Origin of the sequence: Vibrio sp. SS-MA-C1-2, assembly GCF_021513135.1 — a bacterium.
GTDB lineage: Bacteria > Pseudomonadota > Gammaproteobacteria > Enterobacterales > Vibrionaceae.
In genome coordinates, this window is sequence record NZ_CP090981.1 from 942,913 (window position 1) to 969,329 (window position 26,417).

21 protein-coding genes and 1 pseudogene are annotated in these 26,417 nt (G+C 40.2%); 15 read left to right on the forward strand and 7 right to left on the reverse strand.

Features of this window, described 5'->3' with window-relative positions; all coding sequences use genetic code 11:
- Window positions 1-258 precede the first annotated feature (258 nt).
- The 12 genes from ampD (at window position 259) to L0B53_RS09065 (ending at window position 17,985) form a co-directional block, all read left to right on the forward strand.
- Complete coding sequence (gene ampD / locus L0B53_RS09010) at window positions 259-795, forward strand: 1,6-anhydro-N-acetylmuramyl-L-alanine amidase AmpD (RefSeq protein WP_235062212.1); 537 nt, start codon at window positions 259-261, stop codon at window positions 793-795.
- A gap of 235 nt (window positions 796-1,030) precedes the next feature.
- The gene (gene pdhR, locus L0B53_RS09015) at window positions 1,031-1,810 is read left to right on the forward strand and encodes a pyruvate dehydrogenase complex transcriptional repressor PdhR (protein ID WP_235062213.1); all 780 of its coding nucleotides are present in this window, start codon (window positions 1,031-1,033) and stop codon (window positions 1,808-1,810) included.
- Window positions 1,811-1,867: 57 nt separating this feature from the next.
- Entirely contained in the window at window positions 1,868-4,534 is a 2,667-nt protein-coding gene (gene aceE, locus L0B53_RS09020; protein WP_235061739.1) for a pyruvate dehydrogenase (acetyl-transferring), homodimeric type, read from the forward strand.
- An 11-nt stretch (window positions 4,535-4,545) separates the two neighbouring features.
- A complete protein-coding gene (gene aceF, locus L0B53_RS09025) occupies window positions 4,546-6,444 on the forward strand; it encodes a pyruvate dehydrogenase complex dihydrolipoyllysine-residue acetyltransferase (RefSeq protein WP_235061740.1) in 1,899 nt (632 codons plus the stop codon).
- A 183-nt stretch (window positions 6,445-6,627) separates the two neighbouring features.
- Entirely contained in the window at window positions 6,628-8,058 is a 1,431-nt protein-coding gene (gene lpdA / locus L0B53_RS09030) for a dihydrolipoyl dehydrogenase (RefSeq protein WP_235061741.1), read from the forward strand.
- A gap of 593 nt (window positions 8,059-8,651) precedes the next feature.
- Window positions 8,652-11,249: a bifunctional aconitate hydratase 2/2-methylisocitrate dehydratase gene (gene acnB, locus L0B53_RS09035; RefSeq protein ID WP_235061742.1), complete on the forward strand. Its 2,598-nt coding sequence runs from the start codon at window positions 8,652-8,654 to the stop codon at window positions 11,247-11,249.
- Window positions 11,250-11,493: 244 nt separating this feature from the next.
- On the forward strand, window positions 11,494-11,880 hold the full coding sequence (locus L0B53_RS09040; protein ID WP_235061743.1) for a YacL family protein: 387 nt from the start codon (window positions 11,494-11,496) through the stop codon (window positions 11,878-11,880).
- 263 nt (window positions 11,881-12,143) lie between these two features.
- Window positions 12,144-12,482 (forward strand): P-II family nitrogen regulator, encoded by a 339-nt coding sequence (gene glnK / locus L0B53_RS09045; RefSeq protein ID WP_235061744.1) that lies wholly within the window; start codon window positions 12,144-12,146, stop codon window positions 12,480-12,482.
- A gap of 67 nt (window positions 12,483-12,549) precedes the next feature.
- A complete protein-coding gene (locus L0B53_RS09050) occupies window positions 12,550-13,791 on the forward strand; it encodes an ammonium transporter (protein ID WP_235061745.1) in 1,242 nt (413 codons plus the stop codon).
- Window positions 13,792-14,064: 273 nt separating this feature from the next.
- Window positions 14,065-15,078, forward strand: coding sequence for a Fe(3+) ABC transporter substrate-binding protein (locus L0B53_RS09055; RefSeq protein WP_235061746.1), 1,014 nt, complete (start codon window positions 14,065-14,067; stop codon window positions 15,076-15,078).
- 217 nt (window positions 15,079-15,295) lie between these two features.
- Complete coding sequence (locus tag L0B53_RS09060) at window positions 15,296-16,924, forward strand: iron ABC transporter permease (RefSeq protein WP_235061747.1); 1,629 nt, start codon at window positions 15,296-15,298, stop codon at window positions 16,922-16,924.
- Window positions 16,925-16,926: 2 nt separating this feature from the next.
- Window positions 16,927-17,985, forward strand: a complete 1,059-nt coding sequence (locus tag L0B53_RS09065; protein WP_235061748.1) for an ABC transporter ATP-binding protein — start codon at window positions 16,927-16,929, stop codon at window positions 17,983-17,985.
- 31 nt (window positions 17,986-18,016) lie between these two features.
- On the opposite strand, the gene L0B53_RS09070 is transcribed toward L0B53_RS09065, so the two are convergent.
- Window positions 18,017-18,658, reverse strand: a complete 642-nt coding sequence (locus L0B53_RS09070) for a TetR/AcrR family transcriptional regulator (protein WP_235061749.1) — start codon at window positions 18,656-18,658, stop codon at window positions 18,017-18,019.
- 169 nt (window positions 18,659-18,827) lie between these two features.
- On the opposite strand from L0B53_RS09070, the pseudogene hpt reads away from it, so the two are divergent.
- Window positions 18,828-19,373, forward strand: a pseudogene (hpt, locus tag L0B53_RS09075) (hypoxanthine phosphoribosyltransferase); the annotation flags it as partial.
- 125 nt (window positions 19,374-19,498) lie between these two features.
- On the opposite strand, the gene can reads toward hpt, so the two are convergent.
- A complete protein-coding gene (can, locus tag L0B53_RS09080) occupies window positions 19,499-20,149 on the reverse strand; it encodes a carbonate dehydratase (protein WP_235061750.1) in 651 nt (216 codons plus the stop codon).
- Window positions 20,150-20,273: 124 nt separating this feature from the next.
- Here can and L0B53_RS09085 point away from each other — a divergent pair, with 124 nt between their 5' ends.
- Both L0B53_RS09085 and L0B53_RS09090 read left to right on the forward strand, forming a co-directional pair.
- Window positions 20,274-21,197, forward strand: coding sequence for an ABC transporter ATP-binding protein (locus tag L0B53_RS09085; protein ID WP_235061751.1), 924 nt, complete (start codon window positions 20,274-20,276; stop codon window positions 21,195-21,197).
- The gene (locus L0B53_RS09090) at window positions 21,197-21,967 is read left to right on the forward strand and encodes an ABC transporter permease (RefSeq protein ID WP_235061752.1); all 771 of its coding nucleotides are present in this window, start codon (window positions 21,197-21,199) and stop codon (window positions 21,965-21,967) included. Before L0B53_RS09085 ends, L0B53_RS09090 begins: the two co-directional genes overlap by 1 nt.
- 98 nt (window positions 21,968-22,065) lie before the next feature.
- Here the strand turns inward: L0B53_RS09090 and panC are convergent, their stop codons facing one another.
- From panC to dksA, 5 genes are all read right to left on the reverse strand, one after another.
- Window positions 22,066-22,941, reverse strand: a complete 876-nt coding sequence (gene panC, locus L0B53_RS09095; protein WP_235061753.1) for a pantoate--beta-alanine ligase — start codon at window positions 22,939-22,941, stop codon at window positions 22,066-22,068.
- Between the two features lie 55 nt (window positions 22,942-22,996).
- Window positions 22,997-23,488, reverse strand: a complete 492-nt coding sequence (gene folK, locus L0B53_RS09100; protein WP_235061754.1) for a 2-amino-4-hydroxy-6-hydroxymethyldihydropteridine diphosphokinase — start codon at window positions 23,486-23,488, stop codon at window positions 22,997-22,999.
- A 6-nt stretch (window positions 23,489-23,494) separates the two neighbouring features.
- Window positions 23,495-24,799: a polynucleotide adenylyltransferase PcnB gene (gene pcnB / locus L0B53_RS09105; protein ID WP_235061755.1), complete on the reverse strand. Its 1,305-nt coding sequence runs from the start codon at window positions 24,797-24,799 to the stop codon at window positions 23,495-23,497.
- Window positions 24,800-24,938: 139 nt separating this feature from the next.
- Window positions 24,939-25,811, reverse strand: a complete 873-nt coding sequence (gene gluQRS / locus L0B53_RS09110) for a tRNA glutamyl-Q(34) synthetase GluQRS (RefSeq protein ID WP_235061756.1) — start codon at window positions 25,809-25,811, stop codon at window positions 24,939-24,941.
- Between the two features lie 119 nt (window positions 25,812-25,930).
- Window positions 25,931-26,380, reverse strand: a complete 450-nt coding sequence (dksA, locus tag L0B53_RS09115; protein WP_235061757.1) for an RNA polymerase-binding protein DksA — start codon at window positions 26,378-26,380, stop codon at window positions 25,931-25,933.
- Window positions 26,381-26,417: the final 37 nt, after the last annotated feature.

Below are 26,417 nucleotides of genomic sequence, written 5' to 3' on the forward strand. Positions count from 1 at the left end.
ATAGCCCAAATTATTGGAGTTGCTAGTCGGCAGAGAGTAAAAGCCCATGACTATAGATATACTATATTATTGGGGTGAACGAACGTGTTCAACACTCTAGCAGCTTCAAGTAAGAAGGGTATATAAATAATACCCTTGCTGATAAGTTAATGCAGTAACAATCATCTCATTTTGATGATTTAATATTTATCATGGACTTAGTTTTAATTAAAATTAGGTGAACTTTTCCAATAACCTGTAAAGGCGTTGACTATGTTAATGATCGATGATCAGCACTGGCTGGTGGGGGTAACAAAGCGAGAGTCGCCGTTTTATGATCAAAGGCCGAATGAAGAGATCTCATTATTAGTTATCCACAACATCTCTTTACCTCCTGGTGAGTTTGGTGGTCCTTATATTGAAGATCTTTTTCTGGGGACTCTTGATACCAAACAACATCCTTTCTTTTCTATTTTAGAAGGGCTGGAAGTTTCTGCTCATTGTTTGATTCGTCGAGATGGTGAAGTGATTCAGTTTGTACCATTTAACGGTCGAGCGTGGCATGCAGGAAAATCCTCTTTTGCTGGACAGCAACGTTGTAATGATTTTGCGATTGGTATTGAGCTTGAAGGGACGGATACGACTGCTTATACCGAAATTCAATATCAAGTATTACAACATCTGGCTAATAAGCTGGTTAAAAAATACCCAAAGATAACCAAGGAGAGAATGACAGGACATCAATTTATTGCTGCAGACCGAAAAACTGATCCTGGACTAATTTTTGATTGGTCAAAATTAAAGTATCAAATATAGGGTATTTAACCTATTTCTTTATGGGTATTAACACGCCTCATTGTTAATCATTTGATCTATTTTTGTTGGCTTTTCGTTTCTTATCAATGGTGGAATATATGTATTCATGATTTGAATCAACTTTTTTCTGGACACTTAGCGACTATTTTGTTAACTTTTTTCACAGGATAGAAAATTGGTATTACCAATTTACTTTAGAGTCATTGAATATCAATTAGAGAGCGCAAGTAGACAAATGGCCTATCAAAGGATTAAACAACGCAAGCTATCGGATGTGATTCAGCAGAAGTTAGAGCAGTTGATCGTTGAAGGGGCACTTTCTCCTGGCTCGCAATTGCCTCCAGAAAGAGAGTTAGCGTTGCGTTTTGACGTTTCTCGACCTTCAATTCGAGAAGCAATTCAATGTCTAGAAGCGAAGAATGTAGTCGTTCGACGTCAAGGAGGAGGTACGTTTGTCAGTGACTCTTTATGGCCAAGCTTTACAGATCCATTGACTAACCTACTTTCAGATTATCCTGATGCTCAGCTCGACCTGCTTGAATCTCGACATGCTTTAGAGGGGATTTCATCCTACTTTGCTGCATTGCGTGGAACTGAACAAGATTTTTCCCAAATTCTAGATGCCAATGAAACCATCAATAATGCACAAGCAAGTGGTGATTTAGCACTAGAATCGAAGGCGATTGTTCAGTATCTCGTCACGGTAACTGAAGCGGCGCATAATGTGGTTCTCCTTCATATAGTGAAGAGCTTATCACCGCTACTTGAAAAAAATGTTAGCCACAACTTGCAATCGCTTTACCGCCGAGAAGGTTTAGCAGAAAAAATTCGTGCTCACCGAGCGAATATCGTCAAGGCGGTTATCTCTGGAAAACCTGAAAAGGCTAGAGCTGCTTCCCATGACCATTTAGCTTATATAGAAGAAACTTTATTAGAGTTGGATCGTGAAGATAGCCGCATTGAGCGCTCTTTACGCCGAGTCCAACAACGAGATGTAACGGGCAATATTTTTTAACCCATTACTACCTAAATTACCTGTTTTGTATCGATAACAAAAGAAAGGATATATCACATGTCTGAAGTCATTAAAAACGACGTAGATGCACTAGAAACTCAAGATTGGCTACAAGCACTTGAATCAGTTGTTCGTGAAGAAGGTGTTGAGCGCGCTCAATATCTATTAGAGCAAGTGATGGATAAAGCTCGTTTAGATGGTGTAGATATGCCAACGGGCATCACTACAAACTATGTAAACACTATCCCTGCGGATAAAGAGTTTGCTTATCCTGGTGATGTAAATCTAGAGCGTAGCATCCGTTCAATCATTCGCTGGAATGCGATTATGATTGTTCTACGAGCTTCTAAAAAAGATTTAGAGCTTGGCGGCCACATGGCTTCTTTCCAATCGTCAGCAGCATTCTATGAAGTTTGTTTTAACCACTTCTTCCGTGCTCCAAACGAAGTTGATGGTGGTGACTTAGTTTATTATCAAGGTCATATCTCTCCTGGTATCTATGCACGTGCATTCGTTGAAGGACGTTTAACGGCAGACCAACTTGATAATTTCCGTCAAGAAGTTGATGGCAAAGGTATCCCTTCTTATCCTCACCCGAAATTAATGCCTGAATTCTGGCAGTTCCCAACCGTTTCGATGGGTCTTGGTCCAATCTCATCTATCTATCAAGCACGCTTCTTGAAGTACCTTGATGGTCGTGGTCTTAAAAAGACTTCTAACCAGCGTGTATATGCATTCCTAGGTGATGGTGAGATGGATGAGCCAGAATCACGTGGTGCAATCTCATTCGCTGCCCGTGAAAAACTGGACAATCTATGTTTTGTTATCAACTGTAACCTACAGCGCCTAGATGGCCCTGTAATGGGTAACGGTAAGATCATTCAAGAGCTAGAAGGCCTATTTAAAGGTGCAGGCTGGAATGTGATTAAAGTTGTATGGGGTAGCGGTTGGGATAAGCTTCTTGCTAAAGATACAACAGGTAAACTACTACAGCTTATGAATGAAACTGTAGATGGTGATTACCAAACACTGAAATCTAAAGATGGTGCTTACGTTCGTGAACACTTCTTCGGTAAGTACCCAGAAACAGCAGCACTTGTTGCTGACATGACTGATGACCAAATTTATGCGCTTAAGCGTGGCGGTCATGAGCCATCTAAACTTTACAGTGCATTTAAAACGGCTCAAGAGACTGAAGGCCGTCCAACTGTAATCCTAGCTAAGACCGTTAAAGGTTATGGCATGGGTGATGCTGCTGAAGGTAAGAACATCGCTCACCAAGTTAAGAAGATGGACATGACTCACGTTCAACAGTTACGTGATCGTCTACACCTTCAGGATCTTGTTTCTGATGAAGCAGTGAAAGATCTACCTTACTTAACACTTGAGAAAGGCAGCGCAGAATATAACTACCTTCACCAACGTCGTGAAGCGCTAAATGGTTATACTCCACAGCGTCTACCAAACTTCACAGAAGATCTAGCGATTCCTGAAGTTGAAGAGTTCAAACCGCTACTAGAAGAGCAGAAGCGTGATATCTCTACCACTATGGCATTTGTTCGTGGTCTGAATATCCTACTTAAGAACAAGAGCATTGGTAAGAATATCGTTCCTATCGTTGCCGATGAAGCGCGTACATTCGGTATGGAAGGTCTGTTCCGCCAGATTGGTATCTATAACCCACATGGTCAGAATTATACGCCTCAAGATCGCGATATCGTTTCTTACTATAAAGAAGCAACATCAGGTCAAGTTTTACAAGAAGGTATTAACGAACTAGGTGCAATGTCTTCATGGGTATCTGCTGCAACATCATACAGCACCAATGATCTACCGATGATCCCGTTCTATATCTACTACTCAATGTTTGGTTTCCAACGTGTAGGTGATATGGCTTGGATGGCGGGTGACCAACAAGCTCGTGGTTTCCTACTTGGTGCAACAGCGGGTCGTACAACACTAAACGGTGAAGGTCTGCAGCACGAAGATGGTCACAGCCACATCATGGCAAATACGGTTCCTAACTGTATCTCTTATGACCCAACTTTCGCATACGAAGTTGCTGTTATCATGCAAGATGGTCTACGTCGCATGTATGGTAAAGATCAAGAGAACATCTATTACTACCTAACAGTAATGAATGAAAACTATCATCAGCCAGCAATGCCAGAAGGCACTGAAGAAGGTATCCGTAAAGGTATCTATAAGCTTGAAGATTACGCTGGTGAGAAAGGCAAAGTTCAGCTACTAAGTTCAGGAACGATAATGAACGAAGTTCGTAAAGCGGCTGAAATCTTAAGCGAAGAGTACGGTATCGGTTCTGATGTATTCTCTGTGACGTCTTTCAATGAATTGACTCGTGATGGTCAAGAAGTTGAGCGTTGGAATATGCTACATCCAGAAGCTGAGCAGCAAGTACCATATATCACAACAGCATTAGGCAATGAGCCAACAATTGCTGCAACGGATTATATGAAAAACTACGCTGAGCAAGTACGTGCATTCGTTCCTGCTGATTCATATAAAGTACTGGGTACTGATGGCTTTGGTCGTTCAGATAGCCGTGCAAACCTACGTCGTCACTTCGAAGTCAATGCAAGCTACGTTGTTGTTGCAGCATTAACTGAGTTGGCTAAACGTGGTGATATCGAGAAGAGCGTTGTGACTGAAGCGATCGCTAAATTCGACATCGATACAAATAAATTAAACCCACTACACGCATAAGGGCTGGAACAATGGCAATTGAAATTAACGTACCAGATATCGGTGCCGATGAAGTAGAAGTTACTGAGATTTTAGTCAACGTTGGCGACAAAGTTGAAGAAGAGCAGTCACTAATTACGGTTGAAGGCGATAAAGCTTCTATGGAAGTTCCAGCATCTCAAGCTGGTGTAGTAAAAGAGATCAAAATCAATGTTGGCGACAATGTTGCAACCGGTTCTTTAATCATGGTTTTTGAAGCTGAAGGCGCAACAGAATCAGCGCCTGCAGTCGCGGCTGCACCTGCAGCAGTCGCTCCGGCAGCAGTCGCTCCGGCAGCATCAGCTGAACTAAAAGAAGTTCATGTTCCTGATATCGGCGGTGATGCCGTTGAAGTTACTGAAATCATGGTTGCAGTGGGTGATGCTGTTGAAGAAGAGCAATCACTACTGACAGTTGAAGGCGATAAAGCTTCAATGGAAGTCCCTGCACCTTTCGCTGGTGTAATTAAAGAGATTAAAGTTGCTACTGGTGACAGTGTTGAAACGGGTTCTTTAATTATGGTCTTTGAAGTAGCAGGATCTGGCGCTCCAGCTGCACCTGTTGCTCAAGCCGCAGCGCCTCAAGCAGCACCAGCAGTTGCATCACTACAGGAAGTGAATGTTCCTGATATCGGTGATGATGAAGTTGAAGTAACAGAAGTGATGGTTTCAGTTGGTGATACGGTTGAAGAAGAGCAATCTCTCATTACCGTTGAAGGCGATAAAGCATCGATGGAAGTACCAGCTCCATTTGCAGGTGTAGTTAAAGAGATTAAGATCAATACTGGAGATAAGGTTTCGACTGGCTCTCTAATTATGGTATTTGAAACGGTTTCTGCGTCAGCTCCAGCAGCGCCTGTAGCGCAAGCGGCTGCTCCTGTTGCAGCGCAAGCTCCTACGGCGGCATCAAAACCTGCTTCATCAGCTCCGACTAATAGCGGCAAAGATAACTTTGTTGAAAACAATGAGTATGCACATGCATCACCTGTTGTTCGTCGTTTAGCGCGTGAATTTGGTGTTAACCTTGCTAAAGTTAAAGGTACTGGCCGTAAGAACCGCGTACTTAAAGAAGATATTCAATCTTTCGTTAAAGACGCACTGAAACGTCTAGAGTCTGGTGCAGCATCAGGTAAAGGCGACGGTTCAGCGCTTGGTTTACTACCTTGGCCGAAAGTTGATTTCACTAAGTTTGGTGAAATTGAAACTAAGCCTCTATCTAAGATCAAGAAGATCTCTGGCGCAAACCTGCACCGTAACTGGGTCATGATCCCGCACGTTACACAGTGGGATAATGCAGATATCACCGCACTAGAAGCGTTCCGTAAAGAGCAGAATGCGATGGAAGCTAAGCGCGAGACAAGCATGAAGATTACGCCACTTGTGTTTATCATGAAAGCGGTTGCTAAAGCATTAGAAGCGTTCCCAGCATTTAACTCTTCACTATCTGAAGATGGTCAGAGTCTAATCCTGAAGAAATATATCAATGTCGGTATTGCGGTTGATACGCCAAATGGCTTAGTTGTTCCTGTCTTTAAAGATGTGAATAAGAAAGGGATTCACGAGCTATCAAATGAGCTAAAAGCTATCTCTAAGAAAGCACGTGAAGGCAAACTAACTGCTGGCGATATGCAAGGTGGTTGTTTCACTATTTCAAGCCTTGGTGGTCTAGGTGGTACAGCATTTACTCCAATCGTAAATGCACCAGAAGTCGGTATCTTAGGTGTATCTAAATCTGAAATGAAGCCAGTATGGAATGGTAAAGATTTTGAACCACGTCTAATGCTGCCACTTTCACTATCTTATGATCACCGAGTGATCGATGGTGCTGAAGGTGCTCGCTTTGTTACTTACTTAAATGGCGTATTATCTGATATCCGTCGTTTAGTATTGTAATTTAGATGTAATTCCGACTCATATGAGTCGGAATTTTTGGTTTAGCTCACAGGCTTTATTATTTTTCTTTTCAATCTATTAACATAGCGTTAAACTATTTTTTAGGTGGAAGCTTTACACTTATATCTAAAGTCATAAGGGTATAAAGCCTGTCAGGGATTAATGACGATTAACGAGGTCAAAATGAGCAAAGAGATTAAAGCTCAAGTAGTAATACTTGGTGCCGGTCCTGCTGGATATTCTGCTGCATTCCGTTGTGCAGATTTAGGTTTGGATACTGTAATTATTGAACGTTACGATACACTAGGTGGCGTATGTTTGAATGTGGGTTGTATCCCATCAAAAGCACTACTTCACGTTGCAAAAGTAATTGAAGAAGCTAAAGCCCTTGCCGAGCACGGTATTGTGTTTGGCGAACCACAAACAGATATCGATAAGATTCGTCTGTGGAAAGAAAAAGTAATTAGCCAGTTAACTGGTGGTCTTGGCGGTATGGCTAAGATGCGTAAAGTTCAAACTGTTAACGGTTATGGTAAATTTACAAGCTCTAACACTATCGTTGTTGACGGTGGTGCAGACGGCGAAACGACAATTACCTTTGATGATGCCATCATTGCTGCTGGTTCTCGTCCAATTCAGCTTCCATTTATCCCTCATGAAGATCCACGTATCTGGGATTCAACTGACGCATTAGAGCTAAAAGAAGTACCAGAGCGCCTATTAGTTATGGGTGGTGGTATTATCGGTCTAGAAATGGGAACCGTTTATCACGCATTGGGTTCTAAGATTGACGTTGTAGAGATGTTCGATCAAGTGATTCCAGCGGCAGATAAAGATATCGTTCGTGTTTTCACTAAGCGTATCAAGAAGAAATTCGACTTACTATTAGAAACTAAAGTGACTGCCGTTGAAGCAAAAGAAGATGGCATTTATGTTTCTATGGAAGGTAAAAAAGCACCTGCGGAGCCTCAGCGTTATGATGCGGTTCTTGTTGCTATTGGTCGTGTACCAAATGGTAAGCTTATCGACGGTGAAAAAGCGGGAATCAATATTGATGAGCGTGGCTTTATCGCAGTAGATAAGCAGATGCGTACTAATGTTCCAAACATCTATGCAATTGGTGATATCGTTGGTCAGCCAATGCTTGCTCACAAAGGTGTGCATGAAGGTCATGTTGCTGCTGAAGTTATCTCTGGTAAGAAGCACTACTTCGATCCTAAAGTTATTCCTTCAATTGCTTATACTGAGCCAGAAGTTGCATGGGTGGGTAAAACAGAGAAAGAAGCGAAAGCAGAAGGTATCAACTACGAAGTTGCGACTTTCCCTTGGGCTGCTTCTGGTCGTGCAATCGCGTCAGATTGTGCAGATGGTATGACGAAGCTTATCTTTGATAAAGAGAGTCATCGTGTCATTGGTGGTGCTATCGTTGGTACTAACGGTGGTGAGCTATTGGGTGAAATTGGCCTAGCGATTGAGATGGGTTGTGATGCAGAAGATATCGCATTGACTATTCATGCTCACCCAACGCTACATGAATCAATTGGCCTTGCGGCTGAAGTATTTGAAGGGACAGTGACTGACCTTCCAAATCCTAAAGCAGTTAAACGTAAATAAGCTGATTTGATGCAATTGGTCAGATGAATAAATAGATAGGCACTTTTTAAAGTGCCTATTTTTTTACCTACAATATTGATACTTGAAGATACTAGGTTAATATCCCCTTCTTACTTGAAGTTGCTAGGTTGTTGGCTATGTTCATTCGCCCCAATCATATAGAAAATCTATACTCATGGAGCCTCATTCATTTGTCGTCTACTAGCAACGTCAATTACTTTGGGTATAGCTGTAAAAGCTGCACTCATTTGCCCTTAATCATATAGTAAACCTATACTTTGAGGCTTTATTCACATGCAGCCGTCTAGCAACGGTAATTATTTTGAGTGTAAATATGTTGCAAGATTGGATTGTTTTTTAATTTTTAGTTAATTTTATGGTATCTTAGTGCCAATAAATGGGTTTTTTATTGAGTTAGTTAACTGTTTTATATGTAAATATATTTAGAATAGAGAAAAACTAAATATATCGATGATAAATAGGCAGTTCAAATAGCTTGCCCTTTACTTTGCGTTATTCACTCAGCGTGTAGTGAGTAACCTTCCAAGGATATTCACTTACTACAAGTGAATCGTAATTAGAGGAAAAATGTCGTGCTTGAAGCTTATCGAAATCATGTTGCAGAACGTGCAGCGGAAGGGATTGTTCCACAGCCATTAAATGCAACTCAAACCGCATCTCTTGTCGAGTTACTCCAGCAGCCTCCTGTTGGCGAAGAGTCCTTTCTTTTAGATCTATTTGAAAACAGAATTCCACCCGGTGTTGATGAAGCCGCTTATGTTAAAGCCGGCTTTCTTGCTGCGATAACACAAGGCAAAGCGGAATCACCAATTATTTCAGCAGAGAAAGCAACTGAACTACTTGGCACAATGCAAGGTGGTTATAATATCGAACCCCTTATTTCGCTCTTAGATAATGACAAGCTAGCACCGATTGCAGCTAAAGCATTATCTCATACACTATTAATGTTTGAAGCCTTTTACGACGTTGAAGAGAAAGCAAAAGCGGGTAACGTATTAGCTCAACAAGTCATTCAATCTTGGGCTGATGCTGAGTGGTTTTTATCTAAGCCAGAATTAGCTGAGAAAATCACTCTGACTGTCTTTAAAGTCACTGGCGAAACCAATACCGATGATCTTTCTCCAGCTCCTGATGCATGGTCGCGTCCTGATATCCCTCTTCATGCGTTAGCGATGCTAAAAAATAGCCGTGATGGAATTACACCGGATAAACCAGGAGAAGTCGGGCCGATTGCAACCATCGAAGCGTTACAGAAAAAAGGTTACACACTTGCTTATGTTGGTGACGTTGTTGGTACAGGTTCATCAAGAAAATCAGCGACTAACTCGGTATTATGGTTCATGGGTGACGATATTCCAAATGTACCAAATAAGCGAGCTGGTGGTTACTGTCTAGGTAGTAAGATTGCACCGATTTTCTTCAATACCATGGAAGATGCCGGTGCTCTACCAATTGAAGTTGATGTCAGTAAATTGAACATGGGTGATGTTATCGATATTTACCCATATCAAGGTGTCGTGAAGAATCATGATAGTGGCGAGATATTAGCTGATTTCTCTTTAAAGACAGAAGTATTAATTGATGAAGTTCGTGCTGGCGGTCGTATCCCATTGATTATCGGTCGTGGTTTAACAGATCGTGCTCGTCAATCATTGAACTTAGAAGCAACTGATGTATTCCGTCGTCCTTTAGATGTGGCTGAAAGCGATAAGGGCTATACTCTTGCGCAAAAAATGGTCGGTAAGGCGTGTGGTGTAACAGGTGTTCGTCCGGGGCAATATTGTGAACCTAAGATGACAACTGTTGGCTCACAGGATACAACAGGCCCAATGACCCGCGATGAACTAAAAGATCTCGCTTGTTTAGGTTTCTCTGCTGATTTAGTGATGCAGTCTTTCTGTCATACGGCGGCGTATCCAAAGCCGATTGATGTTAATACTCATCATACTCTACCTGACTTTATTATGAATCGTAGTGGCGTTTCTTTGCGTCCTGGTGATGGTGTTATTCACTCATGGTTAAACCGTATGTTACTGCCTGATACTGTTGGTACTGGTGGTGATTCCCATACTCGTTATCCATTAGGGATCTCATTCCCAGCCGGTTCAGGTTTAGTGGCATTTGCTGCTGCGACAGGGGTGATGCCTCTTGATATGCCTGAGTCTATTTTGGTGCGTTTTAAAGGTGAAAAGCAGCCTGGTATTACACTACGTGATCTTGTTCATGCGATTCCTTACTTTGCTATCAAACAAGGTTTACTAACGGTAGAGAAAGCAGGAAAGAAAAATGCATTTTCTGGTCGTATTCTTGAAATTGAAGGTCTACCAACTCTGAAAGTTGAACAAGCATTTGAACTTGCAGATGCCTCTGCTGAGCGTTCAGCGGCGGGTTGTACGATTAAACTAGATGAAGCGCCAATCACCGAATACCTAACCTCAAATATCACCATGTTGAAGTGGATGATTGCCGAAGGTTACGGTGATCGTAAGACGATTGAACGTCGTGTTAGCGAGATGGAAGAGTGGTTAGCCAATCCAGTTCTGATGGAAGCAGATAAAGATGCAGAATATGCGGAGATCATTGAGATCGATCTTGCGGATATCAAAGAACCAATCTTATGCGCGCCAAACGATCCTGATGATGCGCGTCTGTTATCGGATGTCACAGGTGAAACTATTGATGAAGTCTTTATCGGTTCATGTATGACAAACATTGGTCATTTCCGTGCCGCAGGTAAGTTACTTGATAAGTTTACAGGGCAGTTGCCAACTCGAATGTGGATAGCACCACCGACTAAGATGGATAAAGATCAGCTTATCGAAGAAGGATATTACGGTATCTTTGGTCGTGTTGGCGCACGTATAGAGATCCCAGGTTGTTCTCTTTGTATGGGTAACCAAGCTCGTGTTGCAGAGAAGGCGACGGTTGTTTCTACATCAACGCGTAACTTTCCGAACCGCTTAGGAACCGGGGCTAATGTATTCTTAGCATCTGCAGAATTAGCATCGGTTGCTGCAATTTTAGGTAAGTTACCAACGGTTGATGAGTATTTAACTTATTCTAGTCAGTTAGATACGACAGCGGCAGATACTTATCGCTACTTAAACTTTGATCAGTTGACACAGTACACTGACAAAGCAGAAAAAGTGATTATTCAACAAACAGTTTAAGTTTATTAATACGTCTATACTTAACGTAATTGGAATTGCTCGTCGTCAACAACCTAGTCTCTTCAAGTCAGTAGGCGATATATTACGGCGACGTTAAGTCATAAAAGACGGTAACACTATAATATTAAAGCTCATATTTTTTTGGTTGATTAGACCTGAAAGTGTGAGCTTTTTTATTTGCTAGAGATTGTGGCAAATATTTCCTATTATAGGGCAGAGTATTAATCGTTATTTGGATAACCTTGTGGATTTTGAATTTAGAAAAAGTACCTTAGATGATAACTATCGCGCGATCTTTTCAATGGGACATGAAGCATTAGGTCGCTGGATCATTGAAGAGTTAGGAAGTGATCCCAAAGCGATCAAATTATTGTTAGAGCAAGTTGAACAATTACAAGGCAGTAGTGAAGAGTGGCAACAGAAAGGGAAAGAGTTAACGATTACCATCAATAGTGAGGAGATTCTAGTTCAAGCAAATAGCACTTTTGTTGAATCAGATCTTACTGATCAGCAGAGTATCGAAGAAGAAAGTCACTTTGGTTACTACGATGAAGAGAGTGTCTCTTTATGTGGCCGTGAAGACTTTATTGAAGTGATTGATTCTTGGTTGGCGTTTGTTCTGCGATATTGATCTCTCCATTTCTTTAGGTATATTCCTCCCTAACTAAAGCTCTTAACATGCACCTATCTTGTGAAAATGCCGCACCAATTTGGTGCGGCATTTTTTTGTTTTGAATAAATAAAAATAAATTACTTTTTAACATTTACTTAACTTTTTGATTTTTAATGGTAATAAAAGTTGGCATGATTATTGATTGTATTTAATCAGAGACCGGGCATAACTTAATTGAACAGTCCTAATAATTTAGAGATGAACTTGGGTAGGGAATGTGTATGAAGCTGATTCACGCAATTATTAAACCATTCAAATTAGAAGATGTAAGAGAAGCACTATTTGATGTTGGTATTGAAGGGATGACGATTTCTGAAGTAAAAGGATTTGGTCGTCAAAAAGGACATACTGAACTCTATCGAGGAGCTGAGTACCAAGTGGATTTTTTACCTAAAGTGAAAATCGAGATAGCGACAGTACAAGATAATGTCGAAGAGGTGATTAATGCGATCACTCAATCAGCCCATACTGGAAAAATTGGCGATGGGAAAATATTTGTTTACGACCTAGAGCAAGCGGTTCGAATTCGTACCGGTGAGATGGACACTGAAGCGTTATAAAAAGGCATTGCTGAGAACAGTAAGGCCGAATCAGACTTTGATTTAAGCAAATATGAAAGGAAATATTATGGATATTATCTTAACAGTCACAGAAATAAAATACGCGCTAGATACCTTTTACTTACTCATTTCAGGGGCGTTAGTCATGTGGATGGCAGCAGGGTTTGCCATGTTAGAAGCTGGGCTAGTTCGCTCTAAAAATACCACTGAAATTTTAACCAAAAACCTTTGTCTATACGCGATTGCTTGCACCATGTTTTTATTGGTGGGTTACAACATCATGTATGTCGATAATACAGGCGGCGGAATTATCCCCTCTTTAGGCGTTTTGATTGGTGAGCAAGGCGCTGATGCCTCCCATTCATTAGAATCTGACTTCTTCTTCCAAGTGGTGTTTGTCGCAACGGCGATGTCTGTTGTATCTGGTGCCGTTGCAGAGCGTATGAAGTTATGGGCTTTTCTTATCTTTTCGGTTGTTTTAACGGGTTTTATCTATCCACTAGAAGGTTACTGGACTTGGGGTGGTGGTTTCCTTTCAGAGCTGGGCTTTAGTGACTTTGCTGGTTCAGGTATTGTTCATATGGCGGGTGCCGCTGCGGCATTAGCAGGCGTTCTATTACTGGGTGCTCGAAAAGGCAAATATGGTAAGCGAGGTGAGATTTATCCGATACCAGGTTCAAACATGCCATTAGCGACTTTAGGTACATTCATCTTATGGTTAGGTTGGTTTGGCTTTAACGGTGGTTCACAGTTAATGGTGTCTGACTTTGAGAACGCAACGGCGGTAGGACAGGTATTCTTAAATACTAATGCAGCAGCTGCCGCAGGTGCAATTGGGGCACTAGCATTTTGTAAATTGACGTGGGGAAAGGCGGATTTAACGATGATTCTTAATGGAGCATTAGCAGGTTTAGTTGCAATTACGGCAGACCCTCTCTCGCCGACACCTATTACAGCACTACTTATTGGCTTAGCCGCGGGTGGAATTGTTATCGTTAGTATCGTCGCATTGGACAAAATTAAAATTGATGATCCAGTAGGTGCAATCTCTGTTCATGGTGTATGTGGATTCTTTGGTTTGATGGTTGTTCCTCTAAGCAATGGTGATGCAAGCTTTAGTGCTCAGTTAATAGGGGCGCTGGTTATCTTTGGTTGGGTATTTATAGCAAGTATTGTCGTTTGGTCTATTTTAAAGCGTACAATTGGTATTCGAGTTAGTGAAGAAGAAGAGTTAGAAGGTATGGATATCCATGATTGTGGTATTGATGCTTATCCTGAATTTATGGTGCATGGTAAACTTTCACGTTAATTTTTATCAGTAGTCATAGTGATTTATGACTTAAATTTAATCTATACCTTTCTTATTTGAAGTTGCTAGGTTGTTGGCTACTCTTGTTCGCCTACTAGCAACTTCAATTATTTTAGGTGTATTCCCTCAAAGACCTTATGATTTATTATAAGGTCTTTTTATTTTTTATGATATGAATCATTGTTTATCAAATGATTTTGTATATAATAAACTTATTGATAACTATTACCATTCGCACCTCTATATTCATACGATAGATAAAGGACTTCTTCAATGAAAAAACTACTCGCAGCTTCTCTTCTGTTTTCTACATTTGCCCCACTAACTGCACAAGCTGCTGATGAAGTGAATGTTTACTCTTATCGCCAACCTTTCTTAATTGAACCTATGTTCAAAGAGTTTACTGCTGAGACTGGGATTAAAGTTAATGTTAAATTTGCAAAAAAAGGCTTAGCTGAAAAAGTAAAGCAAGAAGGGGAGTTTAGTCCTGCTGATGTATTGTTAACAACCGACATTAGCCGCCTTGTTGAGTTCATTGACAAAGATGTTGTTCAACCTTTAGATAGTGCTGAAATAGAAAAGAATATTCCAACTCAATACCGTGATTCAGAAGATCGTTGGTTTGCACTCACGCTACGTACTCGTAATGTTTACTCTTCAAAAGAGCGTGTTGGCCGTTTAGGTGATGACTTTGATTACATCAATTTAGCTGATCCTAAATGGGAAGGTAAGATTTGTATGCGTTCTGGTAAGCACCCATACAATGTTTCTCTCATCTCTTCGATGATTGCTCATTATGGTGAAGCGAAAGCAAAAGTATGGCTAGAAGGCTTAAAAGCAAACTTGGCGCGTAAACCACAAGGTAATGATCGTGCACAAGTTAAAGCAATTAAAGAAGGACTTTGTGACCTTGCATTAGGCAATAGTTACTACCTCGGTAAGATGATTAATGACGAGAACCAAAAAGCATGGGCAGACTCTGTTTATATTAACTTCCCTGGTCAAGATTCATTTGGTACTCACGTGAATGTCAGTGGGATGTCACTGGCTAAATACGCACCAAACAAAGAGAATGCAGAGAAGCTAATGACATTCCTAACTGAGAAAACAGCACAAAGCATGTACGCTGAAGTGAACTATGAGTACCCAGTTAACCCAGAAGTGAAGCCATCTGAGCTTGTGTCATCTTGGGGTGAGTTCAAAGCCGACACTTTACCATTAGAAGATGTTGCTAAATATCACACTACTGCAGTGAAAATGCTAGACGAAGTGAAATTTGATCTATAATGAGCGTTGAGTCATATTGGTACTCAAAATGAGATAAGGGAGTGTTTCACTCCCTTATTTTTTGCTTTCAATATATACGCTTTTTACTTAAAAATGCAGTGGTGTTGCCTTTCTAAAATAGAGAGAAAACCTATAATGATTTGGCTTCTGTTATTTTCTGGTTTTCCAGCAATGGTGAGTGATTTTCGTATAGTGAGATAATAATAAATAGTGACGAATGAAAAACAGAAAACCTAGCTGGACTCTATTTTCGTGGGGGCTTTCCCTACTTATTCTTTTACCGATTGTTGCTATTTTTTATACAGCAACAGGTGCTTCTGATGAGCTATTTAGCCATCTATTCTCTACGGTCATGCCGACTTATATTAGCAATACTATTTTAGTCGTTGTTGGTGTGGTTATTCTTTCTCTTCTTTTTGGTCTTCCTGCTGCTTGGTTAATGGCAATGTGTCGCTTACCTGGTGAAAAATGGTTGCAATGGGCACTGGTTCTTCCTCTTGCTATGCCTGCTTATATTGTGGGTTATATTTATACCGATTGGTTTGATTATGCCGGACCAATACAGAATACGTTAAGGGCCATGTTCGGTTGGAACTCTCCTCATGATTATTGGTTCTTTGAAATGCGTTCTGTGGCAGGTGCTTGTTTTGTTCTTGCTTTGGTGCTGTACCCTTATATTTATCTGTTAGCTCGCACCGCTTTTATGGAACAAAATGCCAGTGTTTTACAGTCTGCTCGCTTATTAAAATGTACCCCTTGGCAAAGTTTTATTCGTATCTCTCTGCCTCTTGCTCGCCCATCGATTGCCGTTGCACTGTCATTGGTGGCAATGGAAGCATTAGGGGATTTTGGCACGGTAAGTTATTTTTCGGTCAATACCTTAACAACCGCAGTTTATGATACTTGGTTAGGGTACTCGAATTTAACGGTTGCTGCGAAAATCTCAGCATTGATGTTATTAGCGATCTTTTTACTGATATCGGCAGAGCGTTACAGTCGCCGTAAGCAGAAGTTGTTTCAACAGAATGTGACTCGTCCAGAAGATATGCGCTATACCTTAACTGGGGTGAAAAAGTGGTTAGCATTAACGTGGTGTTGGGGACTCGTTTCACTGGCTTTTATCTTTCCTGTTTTGCAGTTATTACTCTTTGTTTATGATTATTTTGGACAATCATGGACTCCCGAGTTTCAGCAATACAGTTTAAACAGTCTTTATACTTCATTATTAGCGGCTGTCATCGCCGTGATAATAGCTTTAGTGGTTAACTTTTATCGTCGATTGGATGCTCGTAAATGGACAGTGATTCCAATGCGTATTAGCTCAATGGGCTATGCGGTTCCAGGAACAGTTTTAGCGATTGGTGTGATGTTGCCAACCACAGGTTTAGATTACTTTATCAATGTAACAGTACGTGATTTTGGAGGTAAGCCGCCAGGGTTACTACTTTCAGGTTCCGTTTTTGCTTTAATTTGTGCGCTGGTTTGTCGCTTTACAGCCGTAGCGGTTGGAAGCATTGAAAGTAGCCTTGCTAAGGTTTCGCCCTCATTGGATATGGCGGCAAAAACGATGGGGTACAAGGCAATGGCAATGTTGCGCTATATTCATGTGCCGTTGATACGTCGAAGTTGTTTAACTGCGCTATTTTTAGTTTTTATTGAGTCGATGAAAGAGCTGAATGCGGCGCTACTTTTACGCCCTTTTAACTTTGAAACTTTAGCGACTTATGTTTATAACTTTGCATCAGATGAACAACTAGAAATTGCAGCACTGCCTGCGGTTTTACTTATTTTAGTCGGCATTATTCCTCTTATTATCGTTAACCGCTCCCTAGAGAAGGCGCATTAATTATGACAACGTTATCTTCATCAAACAGCAGCGACTTAGCCCTTAATGTTAACGGTATTAACTGCAGTTATCATGGCGAGTTAATCTTAGAACAACTTTCATTGTCGGTGAGTGAAAATGAAATTGTCTGCTTACTGGGTGCGAGTGGATGTGGGAAAACAACCTTATTAAAGGCCATTGCCGGCTTATTACCACTGAGTGCGGGCAAAGTAGCGATTTGTGGTCGTAATGTCAGTGACGATGATTATTTTGTTGAGCCGGAAGATCGCAATATTGGCATGATTTTTCAGGATTATGCGCTTTTCCCTCACTTAACCGTTGCTGAGAATATCCGTTTTGGTCTACGAGAGTGGAGCCGTGAACGTCAGCAAGAGAAAGTAGAGCAGATGCTTGAGTTAGTTCAACTTCAAGGTTTGTCTGAACGTTATCCTCATCAATTGTCAGGTGGTCAACAACAACGCGTCGCGATTGCTCGTGCTTTAGCTTGTGAACCTGATTTGTTATTACTTGATGAACCGTTCTCTAATATTGATACCCAAGTTCGTCAAAGCTTAATCAAAGAGATCCGTCAGATCTTTAAAGATCAGGGGATTGCAGCCATTTTTGTGACTCATAGTCGAGAAGAGGCGTTTGCCTTTGCTGATAAGCTGGCGGTAATGAACCGTGGTGTGATTGAGCAATTTGGTGCGCCGATGGATATTTATCATCAACCGGCAAGTCGTTTTGTAGCGAATTTTCTTGGTACTACCTCTTATTTACCATTACAACATCCATTAGCTCAGGAATTTTTGACGTTTGACGTTAAAGCTCAACAGTTAGGGGAACTACTGTTAAGGCCTCAAGCAGTGGCACTAAAAAAAATGATGGGTTCAATGACGGAAGCTAGAGAAAATAAGTGTCAAGTCGGTGAGGTAATAGATGTTGCTTTTATGGGGGATAGTTGTCGTTATACCATACAAGTTGAAGATGCAGCCTTGATTGCAAACAGTGAGTTAGCTTTGTCTAACGGTCAGCAGGTAACCGTATCAATTACAGAGCATCAGCCTGTTATTTTCTCTTGATTTTCTTTTTGAACAGAGTTGCTATATAAAGCTAATTGAATGTAATAAGTTGAGCGAAATCGGTTGCCGTATCGTCGATCTTTTTCTGCTCAACTTGATGATGATATTGTAAGTAAAGCATATAAAATGCACCTTGAAGTAGTGTTATTAAGTTTTTGCTATCAATGGTATGTTGATAAGGTTTTAATGCCGGCTCTAAATGAATGAATAAGAGTTGATTGACCTTTTTTTGAGTCAGATTAAATTGTTGATTGAACTCGATATCTTTAGATGTACTCCACTCAAACCAGATCGCTAACCAATAATTATTGGGCAAATAACATTGGTCAATAAAAAGATGAAGCAGTTGATGGATCTGTTGAGTCAATGATGCTTCTCTATCTTGAAAGCTTTGTACGATAAATCCCGCCAGCTTTTTCTCTATTAGTGTAAGTATGGTGGAAATGAGCTTATTCTTACTGTTGAAGTAATGGAAAACAGTGCCTGGTGAAATTGAGTTGGCATCTGCGATATGGTTAAAATTAATCTTAGTTAATCCTTGTTGGGCAAAAAGTATCATTGCGCTATTTAATATCTGTTCTGAACGTTGTTCTGCACTTAAGCGATTTTTTGATATTTTAATTATTGTATTTAATGTTATTTTATCTTTATTCTCCCTTCTAATACTTACCATGCTCTGTGTGCCCTTTTAGTTATCTGCTTATTTTATAAAGAATATTCTGATACTGATGTAACAACAAATTTAAACGAATGAACTGCCTCGCAGAAATCATTTTTTTCTTGCAAGATTACGATTCTGTTCTCTGTTAGAATGTGCGTAATAGCGATTAGCATTAAAGAGATGGGGAAACATTATGATGAAACATACTATTGACGTATTGATTTCAGAGCAGGACGTCAACAAGCGAATTGAGCAATTAGGGAAAGAGATTACTGAACATTATCAAGGTAAAAAAGATCTTGTTCTTGTTGGGTTATTACGTGGCTCTTTTGTTTTCTTAGCCGATTTAGCGCGTAAAATTGAACTGATGCATGAAGTGGATTTTATGACTGCGTCTAGTTATGGTAATACCATGAACAGTTCACGTGATGTTAGAATTTTAAAAGATTTAGATGATGATATTGCGGGTAAGCATGTTCTAATCGTCGAAGACATTATTGATACTGGAAATACGTTGAGTAAAGTGTGTGAGATCCTTTCTCTGCGTGATCCTGCTTCGATTGAAATCTGTACTTTGCTAGATAAGCCTGAGAGACGTGAAGTGAACGTTGATGTTCGTTGGTATGGTTTTATCATCCCAGATGAGTTTGTTGTTGGTGTGGGCATTGATTATGCTCAGAAGTATCGTCATCTTCCTTATATTGGAAAAGTCGTACCACAAGAGTAATTTACCAACAGTTTAGGTATAAAAGAATGGAGTACAGTGATTTGATAGTCACGTTACTCCATTTTATTTTAGCTGTAAGAGTCATTAAGGTCATTTGCTTGATTTATCAGCAATCTTGATGGCGTTTATTTGTTAGGGATAATTGCTTTAACTGCGGCTTGATGTGCTTCTTCTAATTGATCTCGGCTGGTTGATGTCATACCAAGGTCTCTTAAAACACCATTATCCATACCATAAACCCAACCATGAACTTTAACTTCTTGTCCTCTTGCCCATGCATTTTGCATCACGGTAGAGTTCCCTAAGTTATATACTTGCTCTGCTACATTCAGCTCACAAAGTTTATTATCACGTTCTTGAGACGGAAGTTGATCTAACCAAGTTCTATGTTGACGATAGATGTCACGAATATGTAGAAGCCAATTGTTAATTAAGCCTAGCTGTGGATTCTCAATGGCAGCATTAATGCCACCGCAATTATAGTGTCCACAAATGATGACGTGTTTAACTTTTAATACATCAACAGCATACTGAATGACGGATAAGCAGTTTAAATCGGTATGAACCACTTGATTAGCAACATTTCGGTGAACAAATAACTCACCAGAACGCATGCCGGTAAGGCGTTCAGCAGGAACACGACTGTCAGAACAGCCAATCCATAGATAGTCAGGATGTTGTTCTTGAGCAAGGTTGGTGAAGAAGCCCGGCTCTTCATCTTTGATCATGTTGGACCAATTTTTATTATTTGCAAATAACTTTTTTATATCTGACATGTTAATATCTTTGAATTAATTATTTAACTAATATACACGAAATCTTATCATAGCAAATCGGATTAGTGCGCTTTTTTTGGTTAAACAGAGTACTCATTTTTAATAAATAGGCAAAATAGAGATTATGTACGCATTAGAAATAGAAAATTTAACTAAGACCTATTTAGGCAATATTCATGCATTAAAAGGGTTATCACTTAACGTTAAGAAAGGTGACTTTTTTGCTTTGCTGGGTCCAAATGGGGCTGGGAAGTCGACGACTATCGGCATTATTAGCTCATTAGTTAATAAGAGTTCGGGTAGTGTCAAAGTGTTTGGTTATGACCTTGATAAAGATTTAGAGCTGGCGAAAAGTCAGTTGGGATTAGTTCCTCAAGAGTTTAATTTTAACCCATTTGAAACCGTTGAACAGATCGTGATTAACCAAGCGGGTTATTATGGTGTCGAGCGTCCTGAAGCAAAGAAACGAGCAGAGAAGTATCTGACTCAGCTTGAGCTTTGGGGTAAGCGGAAAGAGCGTGCTCGTAACCTATCTGGTGGTATGAAGCGTCGTTTAATGATTGCTAGAGCGTTAATGCATGAGCCACAACTACTTATTCTTGATGAGCCAACGGCTGGTGTTGATATTGAAGTAAGACGTTCAATGTGGAGTTTCTTACAAGAGATCAATAAGGAAGGAGTGACTATTATACTGACGACTCACTATTTGGAAGAAGCTGAAATGCTATGCCGTAATATTGGTATCATCAATAGTGGTGAATTAGTGGAAAATACCACAATGAAGTCACTGTTAGCGAAAATTCAAAAAGAGACATTTATCCTTGATATCACCTCTGAGAACCCAGTAAATAAAATTGAAGGATTTGATGTTCGGCGTGTCGATGAGTTCTCCATTGAAGTGGATATTGATAAGAATGAAGGCCTAAATCAGTTGTTTGCTAAATTAAACAGTATGAATATTCAAGTCTTATCAATGAGAAATAAAGCCAACCGATTAGAAGAGCTATTTGTTTCTTTGGTCCAAAATAGTAATAAGGAGAAAGTATAATGAACCATTTATACTGGGTTGCTTTTCGAAGTATCTTAACAAAAGAGATCAATCGTTTTACTCGAATCTGGATACAGACGTTGATTCCACCAGCTATTACGATGACACTTTACTTTATTATTTTCGGTAATTTAATTGGCAGTCGAATTGGCCAGATGGATGGCTTCAGCTATATGGAGTATATCGTGCCGGGTCTTATCATGATGTCGGTGATTACTAACTCTTATTCTAATGTTGCCTCTTCTTTCTTTAGTTCAAAGTTTCAGCGTAATATTGAAGAGTTATTGGTGGCACCTGTTCCAACTTATGTGTTGATTGCTGGCTTTGTTGGCGGTGGTGTTACACGAGGTTTAGGGGTGGGGATTATTGTCACCGCGGTTTCACAATTCTTTGTGCCACTGCAAATTAACCATTGGTTTATTATAGTTGCAACGGTGATTTTAACTTCAATTGTCTTTTCATTAGGCGGTCTGATTAATGCCGTTTATGCGAAGTCTTTTGATGATATCAGTATTATTCCTACCTTTATTCTGACGCCACTGACTTATTTAGGCGGTGTTTTTTACTCAATTAGTTTGTTACCTGAGTTTTGGCAGGGCGTTTCTAAGATTAATCCAATTATCTATATGGTGAATGCGTTTCGTTATGGCTTTTTAGGGGTTTCTGATGTGGGCATTACTACGGCCTTTAGCGTCTTAATTGGCTTTATTATTGTACTGTATACTGTCGCATGGCGTTTAATCTCTAAAGGTGTTGGTCTGAGAAGTTAATCTCTAGGTCTTTAAAGTTGTAAATATAAAAAACCACAATCTTATTGGCTAATCGATAGCTGGATTGTGGTTTTTTTATGTCAAAATAAGGTGGAGAGTTATTCTGCTTCTGTTAACTCTTCTTTAGAAACAATATCGACAGAGAGGTTATCGGTTAACGTAATATGACCGATAGAGGCTTTCATTAATATGACTAATTTATTACTTTCTGAGCTCACAGGGAGTAATGAATAAGCGTCACAAATTGTAATGCCTTTCGGGTAGAAACCTGCCGCTCTTAATTGATCGGTAGCATCTAACACTAATTCTTGATAATCATTACGTCCGCCACGGATTTGACTGCTGACCCAGCGAATAGTCCGAGCTACAACAGGAGCTCTTTGGCGTTCATCAATGGTGAGGAATTCATTGCGATAACTGATCGCGACACCATCCATATCTCTCACAATCGGAACAGTAACGACATCTATATTTAGCGATAGGTCGGTAATCATTTGACGAATAATTGTCAAATGTTGATAGTTCTTTTTACCTAATACAATCATATCTGGCTGAACGATATTGAGCAGTTTTAGAGTTGCTGTTGCGACACCGCGAAAGTAATTAGGACGGTAACTATTATCGAGTAGCTGAAAAAGGTCAGGCATACCGACATAGGTTTTCAGGTCAAAACCATTAGGATAGAGCGACTCTGTTGATGGGGTATAGAGAATATCAACATTTGCTTCAATGAGTTTAGCTTGGTCACTTTCAAGGTTTTTAAGAGGAACGGCTTCTTCAGGATTATCATACTGTAGAGGGTTAGCAAAAATTGATACCACGACAATCTCTGCACGCTCTTTTGCTGCTTTGATTAATGAGATGTGTCCATCATGTAGATCACCCATTGTTGGAATAAATGAGATGCGTAGTCCGCTTTGTCTGCATTGTTGGATCTGTTGACGGACGTCAGCTATTTCAGCAACGGTGTGCATGGATGTATCCCCTTGTAATTTTAGTTGTGTTGACGTTTTAATTAATAAGGAGACTTTAATGACTCTCTAGTTTTGTTAATCCATTTAATGGGATTTGCTTTAATAATTCAGATAAGTGAACATTATCCGGTAAAATAAGGTCTGATGCAATTTCTGATAACGGATACAGGACAAATTCACGTAATTTCATCCCGTAATGAGGTACGGTTAATCTCTCATCTTCGATGATCTGTTGATCATAAAGCAGCATGTCGAGATCTAAGGTTCTTGGTCCCCAGCGTTCCGCTTTTCTCACTCTACCTTGTTGTTGCTCAATCTTTTGGGTTTGATCTAGAAGTTCAAGAGGGGATAGTTCGGTATTAATCTCTGCAACTGCATTGACATATTCGGGTTGCTCTTGAGGTCCCATCGGCTTGCTAGTATAGAGCGATGATACCTTAACAAGAGTTGTGTTCGGTATCATCTCCAGCGCAGATATTGCGAGTTTGGCTTGCTCAATGGGAGATCCTAGATTACTACCAATCGCAATATATACGGTGTGACTCATTGCTTGTTATCCTTCACTTTCAGGTTGTTTCTTTTTACGTTTACGAGGACGTTTTGCTGGGTGCTCATTCATATTTTGCACCATGTATTGACGGTAGTTATGCCCTTTATCTTGGAACAATGTCCACCAATTAGCTAACTCCTCAGTTTTACCCCCCTCGACTTTTCCACGCATCTCTAAAAAGTCATAAGCAGCTCTAAATTTGTCTTGTTCCATCAAGCGGAAAGCACGTTTACCACTACGACGAGGGAGACGAAGTTGTAACAACCAAATATCACGAATCATCGCAGTAAAGCGTTTTGGTATCGCAATGGCTTTAACTTGCTTACTGATAACCTCATTCATTGCGATTAAGAAGGCATCATAATAAGGAATATTTCTCTCGGTCGAGATACGTTTCGCTTCACTAGTCAGTGGGTACCACAGTAGTGCGGCAAACATAAAGGCAGGGTTGACACGTAACCCTTGGTTTATTCGCTTATCTGTTGATGCTAGAGCAATATTGATAATTTGTTCTGTTTCACTTTGCCCATCTTCAGTTAAGTATTGGTGAACTTGTGGAAATAATGGTTCAAAGAGTTGGTATTGGCGCAGTAATTGATAAGTTGCAACACCATGACCCGACTGTAAAAGTTTTGATGACTCTTCAAATAGACGAGCTGCTGGGATCTCATGAAGCAGTGATGCTAAATGAGGGATTGGGTCAGCCGTTCTTGCCGCAATTGTCATATCAAGCTTTGCAGCAAAACGAACAGCACGCAACATGCGTACCGGATCTTCACGATAGCGAACGTCAGGATCACCAATCAGTCGAATAATACCTTGTTCTAAATCTGCAATACCACCCGCGTAATCTCGAATTGAGTAATCGGCAATATCGTAATACATTGCATTGATGGTGAAATCACGACGTTCAGCATCTTCATCTATTGAGCCGTAAACATTATCTCTGAGCAACATGCCTTCATCCGATTGTGAAGAGACTTGTTGCGCTAATTTATCGCTATCATGATGACCGCGAAGCGTCGCAACTTCGATAACTTCTCGACCAAATAGAATATGGGCAAGTCTAAATCTACGACCAATTAAACGACAGTTACGGAATAATTTTTTGATCTCGTCGGGTGTAGCATTCGTTGCAATATCGAAATCTTTAGGGGGTAACTCTAAAAGAAGATCGCGAACACCACCACCCACAAGATAGGCTTGATAACCGGCTTTATGGAGGCGAAATAGTACCTTCAATGCATTATCACTGATGTTTTTACGGGAGACACAATGTTGGTCTCGAGGGAATATCTGTAGCGACATCTCCTCTACAATTTTATTATTGTCATTTTTGGTTAGAACATTACGACAAAATTTAGCAACACGACTAAAGATAAAACACCCCAAGATATAAAAAAATCAAATCACAACTGTTAATTATAGATCAATCAGTTACTATTTATTAAAACGTTGATGTCACTTCGGTTGAGTTAGGTAGTTGAGATATATCCCAATGATGTACCGCCCAGTTTAGAGTCGCTTCGGTTGTTTGGTAACGAAGCTCCATTGGCGGTGAGAGACCTAAAAACTGTAGTGCTAAAATCAACATTTCGACGGGATCATGTTCACTAATTGCAGGAGCATGATTCTGTTTCGATAACTTATTACCTTCACTATTTACCGCTAAAGGTAAGTGTAGATAATTTACTGGCTGATGTTCCAATATTTTATATAGCGTTATCTGTCTACCTGTTGGCTCGATGAGATCAGCGCCACGCACAACCTCAGTCACCCCTTGTTCAATGTCATCAATAACGACGGCAAGGTTATAGGCATATAAGCCATCTCGGCGACGGATAATAAAATCTTCTTCAGCCAGCCGTGACGGAATCGCTACTCTACCATAATGTAAGTCATTAAAGGAGAGTTCAGGTTGCTTTACTTTAATTCTTATCGCGGTATCTTTGGTTGAAAGCTGTTTATCACGACAAGTACCCGGGTAATAACCATCAAATACTTTAATTTGCTTACGAGTACATTGACAATAATAAGCCTCTCCACTTGCTAGCCACTGATCAATATAGTGTTGATAAAGGTCGTGACGCTGACTTTGATAGACAACAGTTTTATCCCAATGAAGACCAAATTTTTCTAATGTTGAAAGAATGTCTGCAGCGGCTCCTGGTTGTTCTCGAGGTGGATCAAGATCTTCCATCCGAACGAGCCATAATCCGTTATTGGCTTTAGCTTGAAGGTAGCTTCCTAAAGCAGCGACAAGAGAACCAAAATGTAACGCACCAGATGGAGATGGTGCAAAGCGACCAATATATGACATAAAAGATAAACAACTTATCAACAATAATAGAATAATAAAACAAATGAACGTATAAATAAAAGACAAAAAAGGAGCACTAATGCTCCTTTTTCATTTGATGAGATAAAAAACAAAATAGCTTAGCCCGCCATTTGACGCTCTTTAATCTCAGCAAGAGTTTTACAGTCGATACAAAGATCTGCGGTAGGACGCGCTTCTAGGCGACGAATACCGATCTCAATACCACACTGGTCACAGAAACCAAAGTCATCGTCTTCTAGTTTCAATAATGTCTTTTCTATCTTTTTAATTAACTTGCGTTCGCGATCGCGGTTACGTAGTTCAAGACTAAATTCTTCTTCTTGCGCTGCGCGATCGACTGGATCAGGGAAGTTTGCTGCTTCGTCTTTCATATGGTTTACAGTACGTTCAACTTCTTCCCTAAGTTGATTGCGCCATGCGTCTAATATTTTATAAAAATGAGCAACTTGTGCTTCATTCATATATTCCTCACCGGCTTTCGCTTGGTAAGGACTAACTCCAGCAATCGCCATAATTCCAAGCGATTTTTTTAACGTTGTACCTGGCATATAGCTCTTCTCCTAAACTCTTTTTTACCTAGGCTTT

Bases quoted from the DNA above. Each gene is read 5' to 3' on its own strand.
- ampD (WP_235062212.1), top strand. From the start codon at position 259: ATGATCGATGATCAGCACTGGCTGGTGGGGGTAACAAAGCGAGAGTCG.
- pdhR (WP_235062213.1), top strand. From the start codon at position 1,031: ATGGCCTATCAAAGGATTAAACAACGCAAGCTATCGGATGTGATTCAG.
- aceE (WP_235061739.1), top strand. From the start codon at position 1,868: ATGTCTGAAGTCATTAAAAACGACGTAGATGCACTAGAAACTCAAGAT.
- aceF (WP_235061740.1), top strand. From the start codon at position 4,546: ATGGCAATTGAAATTAACGTACCAGATATCGGTGCCGATGAAGTAGAA.
- lpdA (WP_235061741.1), top strand. From the start codon at position 6,628: ATGAGCAAAGAGATTAAAGCTCAAGTAGTAATACTTGGTGCCGGTCCT.
- glnK (WP_235061744.1), top strand. From the start codon at position 12,144: ATGAAGCTGATTCACGCAATTATTAAACCATTCAAATTAGAAGATGTA.
- L0B53_RS09050 (WP_235061745.1), top strand. From the start codon at position 12,550: ATGGATATTATCTTAACAGTCACAGAAATAAAATACGCGCTAGATACC.
- L0B53_RS09055 (WP_235061746.1), top strand. From the start codon at position 14,065: ATGAAAAAACTACTCGCAGCTTCTCTTCTGTTTTCTACATTTGCCCCA.
- L0B53_RS09060 (WP_235061747.1), top strand. From the start codon at position 15,296: ATGAAAAACAGAAAACCTAGCTGGACTCTATTTTCGTGGGGGCTTTCC.
- L0B53_RS09065 (WP_235061748.1), top strand. From the start codon at position 16,927: ATGACAACGTTATCTTCATCAAACAGCAGCGACTTAGCCCTTAATGTT.
- L0B53_RS09070 (WP_235061749.1), bottom strand. From the start codon at position 18,658: ATGGTAAGTATTAGAAGGGAGAATAAAGATAAAATAACATTAAATACA.
- can (WP_235061750.1), bottom strand. From the start codon at position 20,149: ATGTCAGATATAAAAAAGTTATTTGCAAATAATAAAAATTGGTCCAAC.
- L0B53_RS09085 (WP_235061751.1), top strand. From the start codon at position 20,274: ATGTACGCATTAGAAATAGAAAATTTAACTAAGACCTATTTAGGCAAT.
- L0B53_RS09090 (WP_235061752.1), top strand. From the start codon at position 21,197: ATGAACCATTTATACTGGGTTGCTTTTCGAAGTATCTTAACAAAAGAG.
- panC (WP_235061753.1), bottom strand. From the start codon at position 22,941: ATGCACACCGTTGCTGAAATAGCTGACGTCCGTCAACAGATCCAACAA.
- folK (WP_235061754.1), bottom strand. From the start codon at position 23,488: ATGAGTCACACCGTATATATTGCGATTGGTAGTAATCTAGGATCTCCC.
- pcnB (WP_235061755.1), bottom strand. From the start codon at position 24,799: ATGTCGCTACAGATATTCCCTCGAGACCAACATTGTGTCTCCCGTAAA.
- gluQRS (WP_235061756.1), bottom strand. From the start codon at position 25,811: ATGTCATATATTGGTCGCTTTGCACCATCTCCATCTGGTGCGTTACAT.
- dksA (WP_235061757.1), bottom strand. From the start codon at position 26,380: ATGCCAGGTACAACGTTAAAAAAATCGCTTGGAATTATGGCGATTGCT.